This is a genomic window from Duganella sp. Root198D2, assembly GCF_001428585.1.
Taxonomy (GTDB): domain Bacteria; phylum Pseudomonadota; class Gammaproteobacteria; order Burkholderiales; family Burkholderiaceae_D; genus Rugamonas.
On sequence record NZ_LMIC01000005.1, the window covers coordinates 70,198 to 88,225 of the forward strand.

The window sequence follows — 18,028 nt, forward strand, 5'->3', positions numbered from 1 at the left end:
GGAGCTCTCCTCAAAGGTCGGTCAGGGTGTTGCGAAGCGCCCAGTGCGTCAGCAGGCGCGCCAGCAGCATGCTTTCGTGTTCCGGGCTCAGGATGCCGTCCGCACGCGCCTGGCCGATGACGGCGAACACCAGCACCGGCGAAGCCTCATACATGCGTTGCGGCTTGCGCTGCCACAGGCGGAACAACAAGGCCAGGTAGGCTGGCTGGCGTTGCTGCACTTGCAGCGCTTGCGGCAGCGAGGCCCCGCGCAGCAAGGCCGGACGGTGGCTGGCCAGCAAGCCCGCCAGCGCCGGCATCGAATTGCGCAGTGCCATCAGCAACCGCCGCTCCGCTTGCGGCAGGCCGTCCATGGGATAGTAGGACTCCCACAAGCGTGCCATGCGCTGCCACTGCGGGTGCGGATAGAGCCGCTCGCCCATCGCACAACTCAACAGGACCCGGATCCACGGCACCGGATGCGGGTCGTCGATGTTGATGCGAAAGACAAAAATACGCGGCAGGCTGACCACGCCGATCAGGCCGTGGGTCGCCGCCACGCCTACCCTTGCCAGCGACCAGAAGTCGGCGACGATTTCCGAGATCCAGCGCTCCCACAGCTTCCACACTTGCGCCGGCCCCGTCGCACCGGACTGCAGCGATTGCAGCACCGGCCGCAGCGAGTTGACCAGGTCCAGCAGCGCCGCCCCCTGGTGTCCAACCTCATGGAACAGCGAAGAGGCGATGCTGGCGCCGACCATCCGCTCGCGCGGCACGCGGATGATGGCGACAGGATTGTCGCCGCCGCCCGGCAGCCGGGTACGGACGCGCCGGATCGACGCGCCCGGCCCGCGATCCAGGTAGCACACGACCGGCGGGGCCTGGTAATAGCCGCCACGCAGTGCCAGCGCATCGGCGGAAGCGATGTCCAGCCCTGCCAGCCACACCCCGTTGCGGTGCTCGCTGCGCTGCGTGATCACGTCGTTGAACATGTCGAACTGGATCAGGGCCGCATTGAACTTCATGCGCAGGAACGTGAAGCGGCGCTGGGCATGGGACGGACTGGCGCGCCGCCCAGCGGGGCTGCGCAACCAGCGCAGGAAGCCGCGCACCATGGCCCGCAACTCGCGCCGCCCCGCGACGAGTTGCCGCTCGATGCCAAGCTGCGCGCTCGGCAGCAAGGCTGCAGCCGGCACCATCGGCTCGATCAGGGCGAATGGCAGCACTCGGGCCAGGCGCGTCAGCAGGGACCGCGCCTCCTGTGCCAGCATCCAGGCGGCGTACGGGCTCATTTGGCTCAAGCTCCGTACAGGACGATTTTGCGGCCCTGGCGCACCCAGCGGCCGGCGTTGCCGTGCATCGTTCCGGCCGTGCCGCGCGCGCCGCCCTGCTGCGCGCCCTGCCCGCCCTGCTGGCCGGCCCGTGCCAGCAAGCCCGGTGCGTGCTGGCGCACTGCCGCGGTAGCGGCCTGCATGGCGATCTGGCGCGGGTCGCCGCCCCGCGCCTGCGCCGCGCGGTTGACGGTGTCCGCTGCCACTTTGACGAAAGTGCGGGCGCCGTCGAATTCGCGGTCCTCTCCCGATACTTCACCCTCCGCCTCCAGGCCCAGCGCACTGCCCGCGGCCGACGCCAGGCCGCTACCGATCTTGGCCCCCAGCGGGCCGCCGAAGTAGCCGCCGATAGCGCCACCGGCCAGCGGCAACGCTTTCTTGGCCACACCTTTCAGCGCGCCGCCAATCGCCTTGCCGACCGGCGAGCGGATCACATTGCCGGCGAACGAAGCCGCCTTCTTCAGGAAGCTGCCCAGGAACTGCTCCAGTTCCGCTTCATTGGTCACCGACAGCAGTTCGCTGGCCAGTTCCATTTCTTCGGCTTCGGTCAGCATGCCTTGCTGGCCCATTTCGCCGCCCCATTCCGACTCGCCAAACTCATACTCGCCTTCATAGGAGGTTTCGTTGCCGAATTCCAGGGTGGTACGGTCGATGTCATGCATGATTAGCCCCCTTTGATGTGATGCTGCGGATGGTGGAACGGGATGCCGTTCCATGATGGATACGATGATGGGCAGCAGGCCCGGTGCATACTGCCTGGCCGCTAAGTTCAATGCGGCGCGCCTTACCTGGCGCGGGTCGCCGCGAGCGGCCTGCCTTGCACGGCGTGCGGCCAGGCCGGCGAAGCGCATGAACTGGCGCGCCGTTTCGAATTCGCGGTCTTCGGCACTCAGGCCTTCAAGCTCCAGGCCGAGCATGCGGCCAGCCCTGGGGCCCGCAGAGAGTACATGGTCGGCCAGTTTGGGCAGTAGGCCATCCAGGCCTGGTGCCGCATGGCGGAACCAGGCAGGCAATCGGCCTTCGCGGCGCGCCGCCAGCAATTCAGCGGCTTGCGGCAGGCTTTCATCGCGCCATGCCGCCTGTGGCGCCGCCGGGGACAGTTCCAGTTCCGGCCGATAGCTGAGCAGACGGTCCATGCTTTCTCCAGTGCCTAACCATGCAGGGATTAGTGCAAGGCGCGTGCCAGCGCAACCACCGGGGCAGGCGCCGACCGCGGCGAAAGCGGTTTCGGGGAACGGCGGAAAAGGAGGAAATGGGGCGAAATCGGCTTCGCCCCGAAAGGGAGTCAGGCGGCGACTGCTACCGTCAGGGTCACCACATAGCCGTCGGCGACGTTGCCGCTCATGGTGCCGAGCTGCAGGGAGTAGCCATCGCTGAAGATATTGTCGGTGGCGTAGCTGATGCGCGACAGGTTGCTGGCGGAACTGCTGTAAGCCGAAGTGGCATAGACCTGATTCAGCGTCGCCATCGGGAAGGTGAACTGCGAGGTCTTGATGCGGTTCGAGGCGCTGCTGCTTTGCGCCAGGCTGCGATAGACCTCGAAATGCACGTGCGGCATACGGCCGTCATAGCAACCGGGGAAGATGGTGGTGAAAGACAGGTCGCCGTTAGCGTCCGCGCCCTGCACCCCGCGCAGGTAATTCTGGTCCGTCACCCCGCTGGAGTACAGCGAATAGCGGCCTTCGCGGTCGCAATGCCACAGGTAGACCGCGAATTCTCCCGCCGCGCCGCAGCTGTTGTTCGCGTTGATGATCTTCAGCTTGATGGTCAGCGGAATGCCGGCCGCCGTGCCGCTGGCGCCATTGAAGCTGCCGCGGATATCGCTGCGTACAATGCCGCTTTGCGTCAGCACATTGACAATGCCGCTTGCATTACTGTTGGTGCCGTCGCCCGGATATGGGCCGCCGGTTTCCTCGGGAATCACCGTGCACCCTCCTGTGGAGGTGCTGGTGCCGGCGCTGCCACCGCTGCTGCCACTGCCCGCGCTCGTGCTGTCCGCGCCGCCGCCGCAGGCCACCAGCGGCAGCGTGGCCGCGCTGGCGAGCAACCATCGCAGCGAGCGGCGGCGGTTGCTGCCCATGTTCATCATTGCTTCCAGGTCTGCTGCCAGGCCGTGGTCGTGCGCGTCCATAAGGTTCTCCTTTTTATGCTGTGGTGTTAATCAGGTTGCCGCTACTGCCGGCCTGCGGCAGTTTGTCCGCCAGCGCCTGCAGGAAGCTGGCCAGCTTGCTCCTAGATTCAGCGCTGTCGGCACCGAGCGACGAGAGCAGCGACGAGAAGGAGGACTCGAGCGACGAAGTTTCGCTGGTTTCATCCGGATCGCCTTGCAGCGAAGAGACCAGGCTTTGCAAGTCCGCCGCCAGCCGGCCAGGGCCACCCGGGCCGCCAGCGCCTTCCGCTTGCGCACCATTGGCCTCGCCCTGCTCATGCAAAGAAGTCATGAGTTCCTGCAGGAAGCTGCCCAGCGAGGACGCCGCGCTTTCCTTGTCGGTCGACGCGACATCGCTGATGCCCAGCGATTCCAGCGCCGAACCGATCGCGTTGATGAAGCCTCCCTCGCCCGGCGGCGGGCCGGGTGGCGGCGGTGGCGGCGCCTGGCGGGCCTGCTCGGCGCCGCTGGTGGAAAGCTGGCTGGTGTAGCCAGTGAAGCCGACCGCGTTAACGTTCATAGAAGTCTCCTCGTTGCCGGCGGGCCTTACGCTCGTCCAGTTGTTTACGCTGCTCTGGGGTCAGCAGGGCCAGCACCTTCTGGTGCGTACGCATATGGGAAAGGGTCAGGTTGGCTTGCGCCTGCGCCGCGGCCTGCGCCAGCCTGGCGGCGCCAGCGTCATCGAACTTTTCGGCATTGCGCATCTCTTGCAGGGCGCGCATCGCCTTTTCGTGGGTACGGGCCTGTTCGCGCAGGTATGGCTCCTGGTCGTGCATCAGCTGGAACAGTTTGTCCTCTTGGCTTTCCGATAACGCCAGGCCACGCAGGAACGGCAAGCTTGGCGCGCCGAAACGGGGGCCCCGGTGGCCGCCCTGGAAATCACCGTGCGGGCTGGCCAGCGGCGGCTGGTCGCCTTCTGGCGGCGTGGCTTCCTCAGCGCGGGCCAGCAACGGCAGCGCCATGGCAGCGGCCAGCAGTAGCCGGGTCAATTTGCTCTTGTTCATTCTCAATCTCCAGTGTTGATGGTGAGCTTCCATTCTCTGGCTACGGCCTGTAAAGCGCCGTAAGTGGCAGGTAAAAACGTGTAAAGATGGAGCAGCCCGGCAGGAACGATTTGCTATCATGGGCGCCATGAACAAGGTCCTATTGATTGACGACGACGTCGAACTGGTCGGCATGTTCCAGGAGTACCTGGAGCAGGAAGGCTTCGAAGCCAGCACCGCCCACGATGGCGAAGCCGGCACCGCCTCCGCATTGACGGGGGCATATGCCATTGCGGTCCTCGATGTGATGATGCCGCGCATGAACGGCCTCGAAACCCTGCGCCGCATCCGCGCCGTGAGCCAGATGCCGATTCTGATGCTGACGGCGCGCGGCGACGATACCGACCGCATTGTCGGCCTCGAACTGGGCGCGGACGATTACGTCACCAAGCCCTGCACGCCGCGCGAACTGACCGCGCGCATCCGCGCCATCCTGCGCCGCACGCAGGCCGTTCCGGATACGGGCAGCGGACCGCTGGTGATCGGCCAGCTCACCATGTGGCCGGAACAGCGCCGCGCAGCGTGGGCCGGCATGCCGCTCGAGCTGACCAGCACCGAATTCAACCTCCTTGAAGTATTGGCCCGCAATGCGGGCAAGCCGGTCAGCAAGAATGTGCTGTCCGAACAGGGCCTGGGCCGCCCGATGGCGCGCTTCGACCGCAATATCGATGTGCATATGAGCAGCTTGCGCCACAAGCTGGGCTCCATTTCGGACGGACGCTCCTGCCTGCAGACGGTGTACCGCCTCGGCTACCAGTTGGTCCGGGAGTAAGCCGTGGGCCGCCTGTTCTGGAAGTTCTTCTTTTCGATCCTGCTGGCCCAGGTAGCGGCCACCGCCGCCATAGGCGGCGCCGTCTGGCTCAAGGCGCGCGCTGCCACGGAAGCGCGGCCATCCGATATTGAGACCGGGCCGCCGGCGGAAATGTCGATCGAGTCCGCCGCCGCCACCCTCGCCTTTGGCGGCACCGACGGCTTGCGGCAGCTGCTGGAAAACATGCCGCGGCATCGCGTCTATGCCGTGGGCGATGATGGCAAGGAACTGCTGGGGCGCATCACGACGCCGAGCATGCTGTCGGAAGCACAGAAAAAGCTTGCCAGCGCGGACCCGCGCGGCGTCCGCCAGGTCGCCGCGCCAAACGGCCAGCGCTACCTGCTGTTCCTGCCTTCGCGCCGCCACCAGGGCGTGCTCGAAGCGCCCGACTCCCGCACTTTGCTTGCCGGTTCGGGAATCCCAGGACTCGACCCACGCGCCTATCGCCGCCCGGAAGGACGCCGTCCGTCAGCGCCACCGCCCGACGGTCCCGAAACACGCCCACCCGGCGCGGACGGACGCGCTGCTGCGGGACCAGGCGCAGCCGCGGGCCCTGGTCCTGAACCTGGCCGTGGTGAGCCAGGCGGCCCACCGCCCCGTTTCCGCCCATTGACGCCATTCATCCCGATCGGTGCCGCCGTGCTGGCAAGCCTGCTGTTCGCAGCCCTGCTCGCATGGTATTTTGCCCGTCCCATCCGCGCGCTGCGCCAGGCCTTTGACGCCGCGGCAAGCGGCGACCTCGCCCCGCGCTTCACCGCCAAACCGCGGGCCGGCGGCGACGAACTCACCACCCTGGGCCGCGACTTCGACCGCATGACAGGCCGCCTGCGCGCCCTGCTTGATGGCCAGAAGAACCTGCTGCATGACGTTTCGCACGAACTGCGCTCCCCGCTGGCCCGCCTGCAGGCAGCCATCGGCCTGGCCCACCAGCAGCCGGAAAAGGCAGCCGCCTCGATGCAGCGCATCGAGCGCGAAAGCGTACGGATGGACAAGCTGGTCGGCGAACTGCTTACCCTGTCCCGCCTCGAAGCAGGCGCCTTCGACGCGCCCAAGCAGGAATTCAGCATTGGCGAACTGCTCGACGACATCCTGCAGGACGCGAAGTTCGAGGCCGCAACCAACGACCGCGAAGTGGCCTTCGGCAGCACCGCGGACGCCCAGGTCAGCGGCCAGCCGGAACTACTGGCGCGCGCCGTCGAAAACGTGGTCCGCAACGCCATCAAGCACAGCCCCGCCGGCGGCAAGGTCGAGGTGGAGACCGCGCACGACGCGCGCTTCATCCGCATCCGCGTCATGGACGACGGACCTGGCGTGGCGCCGGAAGACTTGGGGAAGATTTTCCAGCCCTTCTACCGCGGCAGCAACACGGAAAAGGACGTGGACGGACATGGACTGGGCCTGGCAATCGCCCAGCAGGTGGTGCAGCAGCACGGCGGCCGCATCGCCGCCGCCAATCGAACCGGCGGCGGACTTTGCGTGGAGCTCTCGCTCCCGCTGACCAGCGCTTAACCTTAACGCTTAACGCTTAACGCTTAAGCCTTCGGCAGGGTCACGCCGTGCTGGCCCTGGTACTTGCCGTTGCGGTCCTTGTAGGAGGTCTCGCAGATCTCGTCGCTCTCGAAGAACAGCACCTGGGCGCAGCCTTCGCCAGCGTAAATCTTGGCCGGCAGCGGGGTGGTGTTCGAGAACTCCAGCGTCACATAACCCTCCCATTCAGGCTCGAACGGGGTCACGTTGACGATAATGCCGCAACGCGCGTAGGTCGATTTGCCCAGGCAAACGGTCAGCACATTGCGCGGAATGCGGAAGTATTCGATGGTACGGGCCAGCGCGAAGGAGTTCGGAGGAATGATGCAGACATCGCTCTTCACATCGACGAAGGAGTTCGAGTCGAAGTTCTTCGGGTCGACGATGGTGCTGTTGATGTTGGTGAAAACCTTGAACTCATCAGCGCAGCGAATGTCGTAGCCGTAGGACGAAGTGCCGTAGGAAATCACCTTGCGGCCGTCCACGGCGCGTACCTGGCCAGGCTCGTACGGCTCGATCATGCCGGTTTGTTCCGCCATGCGGCGTATCCATTTGTCGCTTTTAATCGTCATCGCAGGTGCTTTCTGGTTTAAATAATGGTGCGGATTTTACATCAGGCGCGCATGCGCTGGGGCGCTTCGCTGGCCTGGAGCCCGCTCCCCAGCATCTGGCGGATCACGTCGCGCGTCATTTCAGCCGCCACGCGCGGCATCTCCATCGGGAACAGGTGCGAGCCCCGCATCATGCGGAAATTGCGGCCCACCAGCTTGCGGGTATGCTCCAGCCCCGCCTGGCGATTTTCCACCGAGTTGTCGCCCGCCACATAGCCCACCGGAACCGGGAATTCGCCATTGACCAAGGTGCCGATATGGTGCGGCAGGCTGCGGTAGATGGCGGTTTCGGCTTCGCGGGTAAAGCGCAGCTGCACGCCCTCCGGGTGCTCGACCAGGCCGTGTTCCAGGTAATCGAGCAGCACGCCCGGCGCCCAGGCGCCGAACACTTCCTTGCTGGCGAAATGGCGCAGCGCTTCCTTGTGGCTTGGCCAGACGTTGCGGCGCTTGACCGAGAAACGCGCCGGCGAATAGCGGTCGGAAAACCGGGTGCCCTTGAACAGCCGCCACACTTTGGCGCGCCAGCCGGCAACTACAGGGGAATCGAGCATCACCACGCAGCGCACCAGTTCCGGGCGCTGGGCAGCCGCCATCAGGCTAAGGAGCCCGCCCAGGGAGTGGCCAACCAGGATCACCGGCTCTTTCTGATAGCGGGATTCCAGCTCGGCGATCAGTTCTTCCACCAGCTTGGCCCAGCCGTCTTCCACCGGGTAGCGCGGGTTATGGCCATGCATGTCGAGCGCCTGCACTTCGAAATCCTGGCCAAGGTACTCGAAGAATTGACGGTAAGTGCCCGCCGGATAACTGTTCGCGTGGGCGAAATGGACTTTCGGTTTCGTCATCAACTTATTCTAAAAGCAATGGCAACAGGTGTTTCGTACAAAGCTTCTAATTATCGCTCAGGATGGACGCCCATGCCAGTATTGGGCATGCCGCTGGACGCCACGTCTTCATGACATGTAAGATCCCGATGTATGTCCAAATGGCAAGAAAAATTCGAACAACAATAAAAAGTTGGTGTCAATCCGATGCTTATCGTCCCCATAGAAAACCGTCCCGACTGGAAGAATCCGCCTGTCGCGACTCTGCTGCTCATCCTCATCAACGTGCTGATTTTCTTTGCCTATCAAGGCAAAGATCCGCAACGGCTGGAGCAATCCTACCGGTGGTATGTGGAATCAGGACTGTTCGAGCGCGAGCAACAGCCGTTTCGCCAATACCTGAGCCGGGCCACCCCGCAAGTAAGGAAATCTCTCGACGCAGCGGATGACGAGGATATGCCGCAGCGAGAGCGATTGGCGCGGCAGCGCGACATGCAGTTTGAGCATGCAGCCTACGACCGGCCGTTCATCCAGGCCTTGCACCAGGAACTGGACAGCGATCCGGAGTGGCGCACTGACCGCAGCCGGTTCGAGCAGCTGGTCAATTCCCTCAGCTACCGGGCCTACGCCTTCAATGCCAGGGAAGCGCGCTGGGATACCTGGATCACCAATATGTTCCTGCATGGCGACTTCATGCACCTGCTGGGGAATATGGTATTCCTGTTCCTGTTCGGCTTTGCGCTGGAAATCGCCATCGGGCGCGGCGTTTTCCTGCTGCTCTACCTGTGCAGCGGATTTGGCGGGACCTTGCTGTACTGGATGTCGGAGTTTGGTACCGATCACAGCGCACTGGGCGCGTCGGGGGCGATATCGGGCTTGATGGGCATGTATATCGCCTTGTATGGCCTGAGAAAAATCAATTTCTTCTACCACGTAATTTTCTTTACCGGGCAGTTGCGGGCGCCGGCGCTTATCGTCTTCCCGGTCTGGGTGGGCTATGAGCTGCTGGGGTCGAGCTCTGGCAATGACGGGGTAGCCCACTGGGCCCATACGGGCGGGCTGTTGTTCGGCTTCGTCCTGCTTGCGCTCTGGATGCGCCTTGGCCTCGACTACAACCGCAATTTTGTCGAGAAGATTGACCCCGACACCCCGCTCAAGTCCGCGCTGTCCCGGCTCCAGGAACTGGTCGTCATGATGAAGCTGGATGAGGCGCGGCGGGCGGCTGTGCAGCTGGTAAAGGCGCATCCGCACGATGCGCGCGCCTGGCGCGCCTTGTATAACGTCGTGAAAATCTCTCCGGCAAGCCGGGAATACCACGAGACCGTGCACGCCCTGTTCAAGCAGGCCGGCCATGCCGCGCGCGATCCGGTGCTGCAAGACCTGATCGTGGAAGTGGCGCATGCCTACACCGCGACTGGTGGCGCTACACCGGCGCTGACGGAATCGGTGTCGCTCCTGCTCGCGCAGCGCCTCGGCCGGGTCGAGCATATCAAACCGCTGGCCGTCCTGACCGAGCGTCTGCTGGAACGGCAATGCCGGCACCAGATGATGCCAAGAATTTTGCAGGCAGTGGCCAATCTGTCCGCCAAGGCACAGCTGGCGGCGCAGGCGCAGCGCTACCGCGAACAGTTATTGGAGCGCTTCCCCGATTCGGACGAAGCGCGCCAACTGGCCGCTCACACGGCAGCCTGACTCATTTGCCCGAGCGACAGGATCACCTTGCGATAATTCCCAACCTCGCCGGCGATGGCGTGGCCGGCATGCTGCTTGAGCAGGAAGTCGAGGATCATGACGGCCTTGCCATCGTCGCGCAATCCTTCCGAGTAGATGCGCGCCAGCAGGTAATAGGCCGCCGGCAGCTCCTCGCTCGTCGGTGCTTCCTTGTGCAGCATGCCGATCAGCGCAATGGCTTGGTTGAAACGCTTCTGGGCAAAATACTCCTCCGCTAATGCGCGCCGCAAGGCGATGCTCTTCGGCTTGTAGTGCGGCACCACCATGCATGCCGCTTCCAGCACAGCGGTCATGCGGTTCTTGCGCTGCATGTCGAGCAAGACCTGCAGGTATCGCTCCGTATGCTGCTGTATGCGCTCCGGCTCGCTGCGCGATTGGCACAGCAGCTTGTGGTGATATTCCAGCACCTGCAGGTCGTTCGGGTAGTCGGCAACCATGCCGGCCATGTGCTTCAGCGCGTCCGGGTAGCGGGATTCCCGCACCAGGATCACCGCACGGGCCAGTTCCAGGGCGCGATAGTCCGCTGGCGCGGCCGTCCCGTCGTCGTCGGGCTCGATGCCCAGGTCTTCGTGATGCTGGAACAGCAGGTATCCCATCATCGCCCCCATGACCATATTGAAATAGACGGTGACCACTACTGGAATTGCGATGAGCAGGTAGAAATAGTGCTCAGCAAGGTAGCGCAGTGTTGTGGCAGGCAAGAGCCCGATCGCCCGTTCCGGCCCTTGCGCAGTAATGAACAATACGAAAAGCAAGCCGAAATAGGACCAGCCGATACGCAACGCCAGCTGGAATACCTGGATGGGATCGAGGGCGTCGCGCAAGGAACCGTGGATGGCCAGCAGCATGATGCTGGCCGGCAGCAAACCCGACAGGCAGATGATCAAACCGAAACCCAGCAAGCCGAAATGCCCCAGGCAGCCCACTGCTATGCCGTAGCCCAGCATCAGTCCGAACATCTTGAGCGTGGTCGGATTACCGTCGAACAATTCAGGAATGCTGGGCGGCTGCGCCCTGCCCTGGCTGCAAAACTCGATGACGCGCAGGCCTTGCCGGACTGCCAGCGCAACCACAATGAAGATCGGCAAGAAGATCTGGATGCTCTGCGGGTCAAACAGCATCGCCGATGCGCTGGCCAGGCCGGCAAGCAGGGCCAGGAAAAGCAGTCCGTTCAGCGCGAACGGATAGGCGAAGAATCGGGACAATTGCGACCAGAACGACGGCAGGGCATTACCGACGCCGAGCGCTCGCATTTTTCCGCTGCACAGCGTGCAATACAGCGTATGGGTCGCTTGTCGCGCGGCCGGGAAACATTCCTGGCACAGGAGCGTACCGCAAGCGACGCAATTCCAGTTTGCCGCCCTGTCCGCGTGATACACGCAATAATCTGTTGCCACGATGCCGCACCTTCCACTGAAATGATAACTAAGTAGCCAACATGATAACATTGACTCTCAGCAATTACCATGTCGCCGTCATCATCACTAGCGGCCATACCAGTAGCGCAGATGCTGGGCGCGCCACGTGCTGACATCCACCCGATCGCCGAGCGCGAGCAGCACCGCGCCCGCCTCGTCCGTGCGTTCGCGGCGGATGCCCAGCTCGCCGTAGCGCATCCACACCGTGTCTTTCGGATGGTGGTAGCGATTCCTCCACCCCACCTGGAATACGGCGACGGCCGGACGTACAGCCGCCAGAAAGGCCGCTGTGGACGAGGTGCCGCTGCCGTGGTGCGGCGCCAGCAGCACATCGGCACGCAGCCGATCGGCGCCGCCCAGGACCAGCTCCGCTTCCTGCGCCGCTTCGATGTCGCCGGCCAGCAGGATCGCTGTGCGGCCATTGCTAATCCTTAGCGTGCAGCTGCGCGCATTCGCCTTCAGCCCGGGGTTGGCATAGCTGCCGGCTGCCGGATGCAGCATCTCGAAGCGCACGCCGTCCCACTCCCAGCGCTGTCCCGCGGCGCACTGCAGATGGCGCCTGGCCGCCCGCGCGATCGGGTGACCGGGCGCCAGCGACGAGGCGACCCAGCCCACCTCCTGCTCGCCCAGCACTGCCAGCGCGCCGCCGCTGTGGTCCGTGTCGCTGTGGCTGACCACCATGCCGTCGAGCCGTGCAATGCCGCGCTGCCGCAGGTACGGCAGGATCACGCGGTTGCCGCCGTTGGTCTCCGGCGTGTAGGCAGGACCAGTGTCGTAAAGCAGGCGGTGCCTGCCGGTCTCAATCAGGACGGCCATGCCCTGCCCCACGTCGAAGGCGGTGGCGCGCAATGCGCCGGGCGGCGGGCTGTCCGGCTGCGCGGACAGCAGCGGCAGCCAACAGGCGAGGCCAAGCCAACGCAGCGGCCAGCCGCGCGGGGCCAGCATCCAGGCCGTCCCGCCGAGGGCCAAAGCGAAGCTTGGCCACCCCGGCGCAGGGGCGGACCAGACGGCCAGCGGCAGGACGGAGAGCCGCTGCAGGAGGTCGAGCAGCGCCTCCAGCAGCCAATGGGAGCATTGCAGTACCGGTGCGGCCAAAGGGTCGGGCAGGACGCTGCCCGCCAGCGCCAGCGGAGTGACCAGCAGGCTGATGGCGGGAATGGCAATGGCATTTGCCAACGGGCTTACGAGCGAAACCTGCGAGAACAGCAGCATTGTCAGCGGCACCAGGCCGGCCGTGACGGCAAGCTGGGTCAGCGCGGCCAGGCGGAGGTTCTCGCGGGTGCGGGCCAGCCATGCGGCGTTGCGCCAGGCCGCGGGTCCCGGCGCGGCCGGCGGCGCGCCCGCAGGGTCCGCGGCAGCTGACAGCGACATCCGGCCGACTGTGGCATACAGGATCGCCGCGACTGCGCCAAACGACAGCCAGAATCCCGGCCACATCACCGCCCAAGGATCAAGGATCACGACCACCCCTGCCGCCAGGGCCAGTACGTGCGAAATCGCCGACACCCGGTCCAGCCACACCGCGATGGCTACTACCGCGAGCATGTACAGGGTCCGCTGCGCCGGAACCCCGAACCCGGCCAGCGCGACGTATCCCCACGCGGCCAGGAAACCTGCGACCACCGCCAGCCGCGCGGCGGGCAGCAGCAACGGCAGCTGCCATTCCGGCATGAAGAACGATTTGCGCCACAGCCAGCCGGCCGCCCACGCCGCCAACCCGGCGATCATGGTGATGTGCAGGCCCGAGATGGAAACCAGATGCGAAATACCCGTACGGCTGAATACTTGCCAGTCCTGCTGGGAAATCCCGCGCTGGTCGCCCATCGCCAGCGCGGCGATTACGCCGGCAAATCGTGCGCCGGGCAGCGCGGCATTGATGTGTTGGCGAATCGCATAGCGGGCGCGTTCAACCGCATTGTGCACACTCGGCACGAAACCGGACAGGCGTTCATTGCGCCCCTCGGCGCGTACATAGCCGGTAGCCCGGATGCCCTGCTCCAGCAGCCACAATTCATAGTCGAAGCCGAACGGGTTGGCATTTCCATGCGGCCGCTGCAGGCGTACTTTCAGTCGCCAGCGCTCACCCGGCAGCAAGTCCGGCGCCGGCGCCGCGTTGCCGGGACGCGTCCCCGCGTACCAGGACAGCACAATGCGCGGCGGGACGGCCGATGGCGATTCAACGGCGAAATTGAAGCGCGTGCTGCCATCCTGGCGGTTGGGCAGGCTGTCGATCGTGCCGACGATGTCGAAGTCGCGCCCTTCGTCGGACTTCGCCAGCTCGCTGGACAGGCCAGCCTGCGCAATGAAGGCGGCCCAGGCGAAGCCCAGCAAAGCTCCCGCCGCGGCAACCAGGCATGCGCGGAAAAGGCAGGAGAAAGTGGCCAGGGGCTGCGAAGCGTTCAGCAGCGTCCGCCGCGTCAGCCACGCGCTCCCGGCAGCGGCAAGGATCGCACCGGATGCGCACCCCAGCTGCGTGCCGGCTTCCGGCAATACCGCCTGCGCCTGGAGCCAGGCTACGCCGCCGACCAGGCCGAGGATTGCGCAGCGCATCTCCCCTCCCCGATCGGCTGGCCGGTCAGGCGGCCATCAAGGCCCGCAAGCGCGGCATCACATCCAAAGCATTCCGGGTTGTCACCGTCGCGACTTCACCGGCCTCTTCGCCGCGCAGCCCGGCCAGCGCCTCGCCGATCCCCGCCACCTCGGCCGGCGTATTCACGCCCGGATGCACCCAGGCAGGCGCAATATCCGGCGCATCCGTCTCAACGACGATCGACGACAGCGGCAATTCGGCCGCGAGGCGGCGGATCTGCAGCGCCCGGGTAAACGTCAGGTTGCCGCCGAAGCCAAGCTTGAAACCGGCGTCGATATAGGCCTGCGCCTGCTGGAAACTGCCATTGAACGCATGTGCGATGCCGCCTGCCGGCCCAACCTGGCGCACGTGCTTCAGCACCTGGTCTTGCGACTTGCGCACATGGCACAGGACCGGCAAGTCGAAATCCCGCGCGATCTTGAGCTGCTCGCGCAGGAAGTACACCTGCTTCTCGCGCATATCCGGTTCGCACAGCATCGGAACGAAGAAATCCAGCCCGATCTCGCCGATAGCCACGAAGCGCGGATCGTCCATCGCCTGCGCCACCGCTTCGCGCATGAAGGCCAGGTCATCCTCCACCGCGTGCGGCACGTAGATCGGATGGATGCCCAGCCCGTAACTGCCATTGGGAGCCCGGTGCGCCAGCTCGCGCACCACGGAGAAGTTGGCGCGGTCGACCGCCGGAATCACCACCATCCCCACGCCGCGCTCCTGCGCCTGCGCAGCCAGCGCCAGCGATCGGTCGCCGAATTCATGGGCATCAAGGTGGCAATGGGTATCGATCCACATGGTGCGGGCCTCAGGCAGGATGCAAACCTTCGTCGGTCAGGCGCAGCATGCGGTCGCAGCGCTCTGCCAGCCCGGCGTCGTGGGTCACGATGATGAAGGCCGTCCCCAGGGTGCGCGACAGCTCGAGCATCAGGTCGAACACCTTTTCGGCAGTCGAATGATCCAGGTTGCCGGTCGGCTCATCGGCCAGCACGCAGGCCGGCTGCGTTACCAGCGCGCGGGCCAGCGCCACGCGCTGCCGTTCGCCGCCGGACAATTCGCCCGGCACGTGGGTAACGCGCTTTTCCAGGCCCACGCGCGCCAGCATTTCGCGCGCCTGCTGCTCCGCCTGCGCACGCTTGACGCGGCGGATCAGCAGCGGCATTGCCACATTGTCCAGCGCCGAAAATTCCGGCAGCAGGTGGTGGAACTGGTAGACGAAGCCCAATTCGCGATTGCGCAGGTCGCCGCGCGCCGCCTCGTTCATCGCGGCGAAGTCGCTCCCTTTCAGGACCACGTTGCCGGTGCTGGGCGTATCCAGGCCGCCAAGCAGGTGCAGCAGGGTCGACTTGCCGGAACCGGAAGCCCCGACAATCGCCACGCGCTCGCCGCGCGCCACGGACAGGTCGATCTTTTCCAGTACCTTGACCTTGTAGCTGCCCTGGGTGAAGGTTTTGCCGAGGTCGCGGCAGCTCAATACATTACTCATAGCGCAGTGCCTCCGCAGGTTTGACGTTGGCCGCCCAGCGGCTCGGGTACAAGGTTGCCACGAACGCCAGCACCACGGCCACCACGCCGATCACGCCGACATCGGACCAATGCATGTCCGATGGCACGGAGCTGATTGTGTAAATATCTTTAGGCAAGAACTGCACTCCCAGGAGGTTTTCAATAAATGGAACGATGACGTCGATGTTCAGCGACACCAGCACGCCGCCGGCCACGCCAAGCACCGCGCCGAGCAGGCCGACCAGCGCGCCCTGGATCACGAAGATCTTCTGGATCGAACGCGGCGAGGCGCCGATCGTGCGCAGGATGGCGATATCGGCCTGCTTGTCCGTCACGGTCATGACCAGGGTCGACACCAGGTTGAAAGCCGCTACCGCGACAATCAGCGCCAACACTACGAACATCATGCGTTTTTCAGTTTGCACCGCTGCGAACCAGGTCGCATTGAGTTTTGACCAATCCCGTACAGTCATTTCCTTCGGAACCAGTTTTTGCAGCTCGCCGGCCACTTCCGGCGCGCGGTGCATGTCTTCCAGGCGCAGGCGCAGGCCGGCCGGTCCGTCCAGCCTCAGTAACCTCTGCGCGTCCTCGATATGGATGAAGGCCATGCTCTCGTCGAACTTCTGGTGGCCTGCCACGAACACGCCGGCCACGGTAAAGGTACGCATGCGCGGCACGATGCCGGCCGGGGTTACTGTCCCCTGCGGCAGCACCATGGTGACCTTGTCGCCGAGGCTGACCTGCAGGGCGCGCGCCATGTCGACTCCCAGCACGATGCGGAACTCGCCCGGCCGCAGGTCGTTGAAGCTGCCGTAGCGCGTAGTCTTCGCCAGGTCGGACACGTTCGGCTCCGCCTCGGGCAAAACGCCGCGCACCACGGCCGGGCGCAGCGCCTCGCCACCGTGCGACAGCATGGCTTCGGCCTGGACAAACGGCGCGGCGCCCTTCACTTCAGGATTGCTTTGCAGCTTTTGGGCCAACTCTTGCCAGTTCGGCAAGCTGGTGCCGCGCTCGAATACTTCGACGTGGGCCAGCACCGACAGCATGCGGCCGGTAACGTCCTTGCGGAAGCCGTTCATCACCGACAGGATGATGATCATGGCGCCCACGCCCAGTGCGATGCCGCCGACCGAAATCAGCGAGATGAAGGAAATGAAGCTGTTGCGGCTATTGCGCTTGCCCGCACGGGTATAGCGCAAGCCGACGATCCATTCGAATGGCAGGTTTTTACTCATAACGCAGGGCCTCCGCAGGTTTGACGCGGGCGGCCCACCAGCTTGGATAAAGGGTCGATACAAGGGATAGCAGCAAGGACGTCACGCCAATCGAGGCGACATCGGCCCAGCGCAGGTCGGAAGGCACGGCACTGATGAAATAGATTTCCTTGGACAGGAAGTGCATGCCGAACAGGCTTTCAAACATGCCCACGATCACGCCGACGTTGAGTGCCAGCAGCACGCCGCAGATAACGCCGATGGCCGTGCCGAATACCCCGACCAGCGCCCCCTGCACCACGAAAATCTTCATGATGGAGAATGGCGACGCGCCCAGCGTGCGCAGGATCGCGATATCGGCCTGCTTGTCCGTCACCGTCATCACCAGCGTGGCCACCAGGTTGAAGGCCGCCACTGCAATAATCAGGGTCAGGATAATGAACATCATGTTCTTTTGCGACTTCACCGCGGCGAACCAGCCCGAATTCAGCTTGGTCCAGTCGCGGATCACCAGGTGGCCCGGCAGGACGGTGCGCAGTTCATTTGCCACGGCCGGGGCCTTCTGCATGTCCTGCAGGCGCAGGCGCATGCCGAAAGGGCCGCTGACGTTGATCAGTTCCTGCGCATCGCCCAGGTGGATCAGCGCCAGCCCGGAATCGAATTCGTTATGTCCGGACTCGAAAGTTCCGGCCACGATGAACGAGTGCATGGTGGGCGCCATGTTCGAAGTGGAATTCCCCTGCGCCATTGCCAGCGCCACCTTGTCGCCCGGCTTCGCTTCCAGCTCGCGCGCCAGTTCCTCGCCCAGGATGATGGTGGAAGTTCCGGCTTGCAGTGCCTCCAGGGCGCCCTGTTTCATCTGCTTGCCGATGTCGGACACCTTTGGCTCCTCGCCCGGCAGCACGCCGCGCACAATGGCAGGACGCATCAAGTCACCGCCATGCACCAGCATTCCCTGCAATTCGATGAACGGCGCTGCGCCCTTCACCTGCGGGTTGCGCGCCGCGGAAGCGGCGGCGGTACGCCAGTCGCCCAGGCCGGCTCCGCTCACCTCATAGACTTCCACATGGCCCAGCACGGACACCATGCGTTCGGTCACCACCGTCTGGAAGCCGTTATAGACGGACAGCACCACAATCAGGGCGGTGACGCCAAGAGCGATGCCTGCCATCGAAATCGCGGAGATGAAGGAGATGAAACTATTGCGCCCATTGCGCCTGCCAGCGCGTGTGTAGCGCAGGCCAACCAGCCATTCAAACGGCATTTTTATTTAAATTGATACAGTAAAGCCCGCAGTTTGCCATATA

General features: G+C 64.5%; 16 protein-coding genes. 3 read left to right on the forward strand and 13 right to left on the reverse strand.

Going from position 1 to position 18,028, the window contains the following annotated elements:
- Nucleotides 1-10 precede the first annotated feature (10 nt).
- The 5 genes from ASE26_RS07620 to ASE26_RS07640 form a co-directional block, all read right to left on the reverse strand.
- Nucleotides 11-1,270, reverse strand: coding sequence for a hypothetical protein (locus ASE26_RS07620; protein WP_055926435.1), 1,260 nt, complete (start codon nucleotides 1,268-1,270; stop codon nucleotides 11-13).
- Between the two features lie 5 nt (nucleotides 1,271-1,275).
- A complete protein-coding gene (locus tag ASE26_RS31165) occupies nucleotides 1,276-2,445 on the reverse strand; it encodes a hypothetical protein (RefSeq protein WP_200953762.1) in 1,170 nt (389 codons plus the stop codon).
- A 149-nt stretch (nucleotides 2,446-2,594) separates the two neighbouring features.
- Nucleotides 2,595-3,440 carry an intradiol ring-cleavage dioxygenase gene (locus tag ASE26_RS07630; protein ID WP_055926438.1) on the reverse strand — a complete coding sequence of 282 codons (846 nt, stop codon included), beginning with the start codon at nucleotides 3,438-3,440 and terminating at the stop codon, nucleotides 2,595-2,597.
- Between the two features lie 13 nt (nucleotides 3,441-3,453).
- Entirely contained in the window at nucleotides 3,454-3,978 is a 525-nt protein-coding gene (locus tag ASE26_RS07635) for a hypothetical protein (protein ID WP_055926441.1), read from the reverse strand.
- On the reverse strand, nucleotides 3,968-4,462 hold the full coding sequence (locus tag ASE26_RS07640; RefSeq protein ID WP_055926445.1) for a Spy/CpxP family protein refolding chaperone: 495 nt from the start codon (nucleotides 4,460-4,462) through the stop codon (nucleotides 3,968-3,970). Before ASE26_RS07640 ends, ASE26_RS07635 begins: the two co-directional genes overlap by 11 nt.
- A gap of 127 nt (nucleotides 4,463-4,589) precedes the next feature.
- On the opposite strand from ASE26_RS07640, the gene ASE26_RS07645 reads away from it, so the two are divergent.
- Complete coding sequence (locus ASE26_RS07645; RefSeq protein WP_055926809.1) at nucleotides 4,590-5,273, forward strand: response regulator transcription factor; 684 nt, start codon at nucleotides 4,590-4,592, stop codon at nucleotides 5,271-5,273.
- Between the two features lie 3 nt (nucleotides 5,274-5,276).
- Entirely contained in the window at nucleotides 5,277-6,821 is a 1,545-nt protein-coding gene (locus tag ASE26_RS07650; RefSeq protein WP_055926447.1) for an ATP-binding protein, read from the forward strand.
- A 23-nt stretch (nucleotides 6,822-6,844) separates the two neighbouring features.
- On the opposite strand, the gene dcd is transcribed toward ASE26_RS07650, so the two are convergent.
- Nucleotides 6,845-7,411, reverse strand: coding sequence for a dCTP deaminase (gene dcd, locus ASE26_RS07655; RefSeq protein WP_055926450.1), 567 nt, complete (start codon nucleotides 7,409-7,411; stop codon nucleotides 6,845-6,847).
- Between the two features lie 41 nt (nucleotides 7,412-7,452).
- Complete coding sequence (locus tag ASE26_RS07660) at nucleotides 7,453-8,292, reverse strand: alpha/beta fold hydrolase (RefSeq protein ID WP_055926453.1); 840 nt, start codon at nucleotides 8,290-8,292, stop codon at nucleotides 7,453-7,455.
- A gap of 186 nt (nucleotides 8,293-8,478) precedes the next feature.
- Here ASE26_RS07660 and ASE26_RS07665 point away from each other — a divergent pair, with 186 nt between their 5' ends.
- Nucleotides 8,479-9,963 carry a rhomboid family intramembrane serine protease gene (locus ASE26_RS07665; protein ID WP_057245918.1) on the forward strand — a complete coding sequence of 495 codons (1,485 nt, stop codon included), beginning with the start codon at nucleotides 8,479-8,481 and terminating at the stop codon, nucleotides 9,961-9,963.
- On the opposite strand, the gene ASE26_RS07670 is transcribed toward ASE26_RS07665, so the two are convergent.
- From ASE26_RS07670 to ASE26_RS07695, 6 genes are all read right to left on the reverse strand, one after another.
- Complete coding sequence (locus ASE26_RS07670; protein WP_055926459.1) at nucleotides 9,948-11,255, reverse strand: hypothetical protein; 1,308 nt, start codon at nucleotides 11,253-11,255, stop codon at nucleotides 9,948-9,950. The genes ASE26_RS07665 and ASE26_RS07670 overlap by 16 nt on opposite strands.
- 231 nt (nucleotides 11,256-11,486) lie before the next feature.
- Nucleotides 11,487-13,970 (reverse strand): DNA internalization-related competence protein ComEC/Rec2, encoded by a 2,484-nt coding sequence (locus ASE26_RS07675; protein WP_057245919.1) that lies wholly within the window; start codon nucleotides 13,968-13,970, stop codon nucleotides 11,487-11,489.
- A gap of 25 nt (nucleotides 13,971-13,995) precedes the next feature.
- On the reverse strand, nucleotides 13,996-14,799 hold the full coding sequence (locus tag ASE26_RS07680) for a TatD family hydrolase (RefSeq protein WP_055926465.1): 804 nt from the start codon (nucleotides 14,797-14,799) through the stop codon (nucleotides 13,996-13,998).
- 10 nt (nucleotides 14,800-14,809) lie between these two features.
- Nucleotides 14,810-15,487: a lipoprotein-releasing ABC transporter ATP-binding protein LolD gene (gene lolD, locus ASE26_RS07685; protein ID WP_055926468.1), complete on the reverse strand. Its 678-nt coding sequence runs from the start codon at nucleotides 15,485-15,487 to the stop codon at nucleotides 14,810-14,812.
- On the reverse strand, nucleotides 15,480-16,742 hold the full coding sequence (locus ASE26_RS07690) for a lipoprotein-releasing ABC transporter permease subunit (protein WP_055926471.1): 1,263 nt from the start codon (nucleotides 16,740-16,742) through the stop codon (nucleotides 15,480-15,482). The genes lolD and ASE26_RS07690 overlap by 8 nt, the downstream gene beginning before the upstream one ends.
- Nucleotides 16,735-17,985 (reverse strand): lipoprotein-releasing ABC transporter permease subunit, encoded by a 1,251-nt coding sequence (locus ASE26_RS07695; protein ID WP_057245920.1) that lies wholly within the window; start codon nucleotides 17,983-17,985, stop codon nucleotides 16,735-16,737. The genes ASE26_RS07690 and ASE26_RS07695 overlap by 8 nt, the downstream gene beginning before the upstream one ends.
- Between the last annotated feature and the right edge of the window lie 43 nt (nucleotides 17,986-18,028).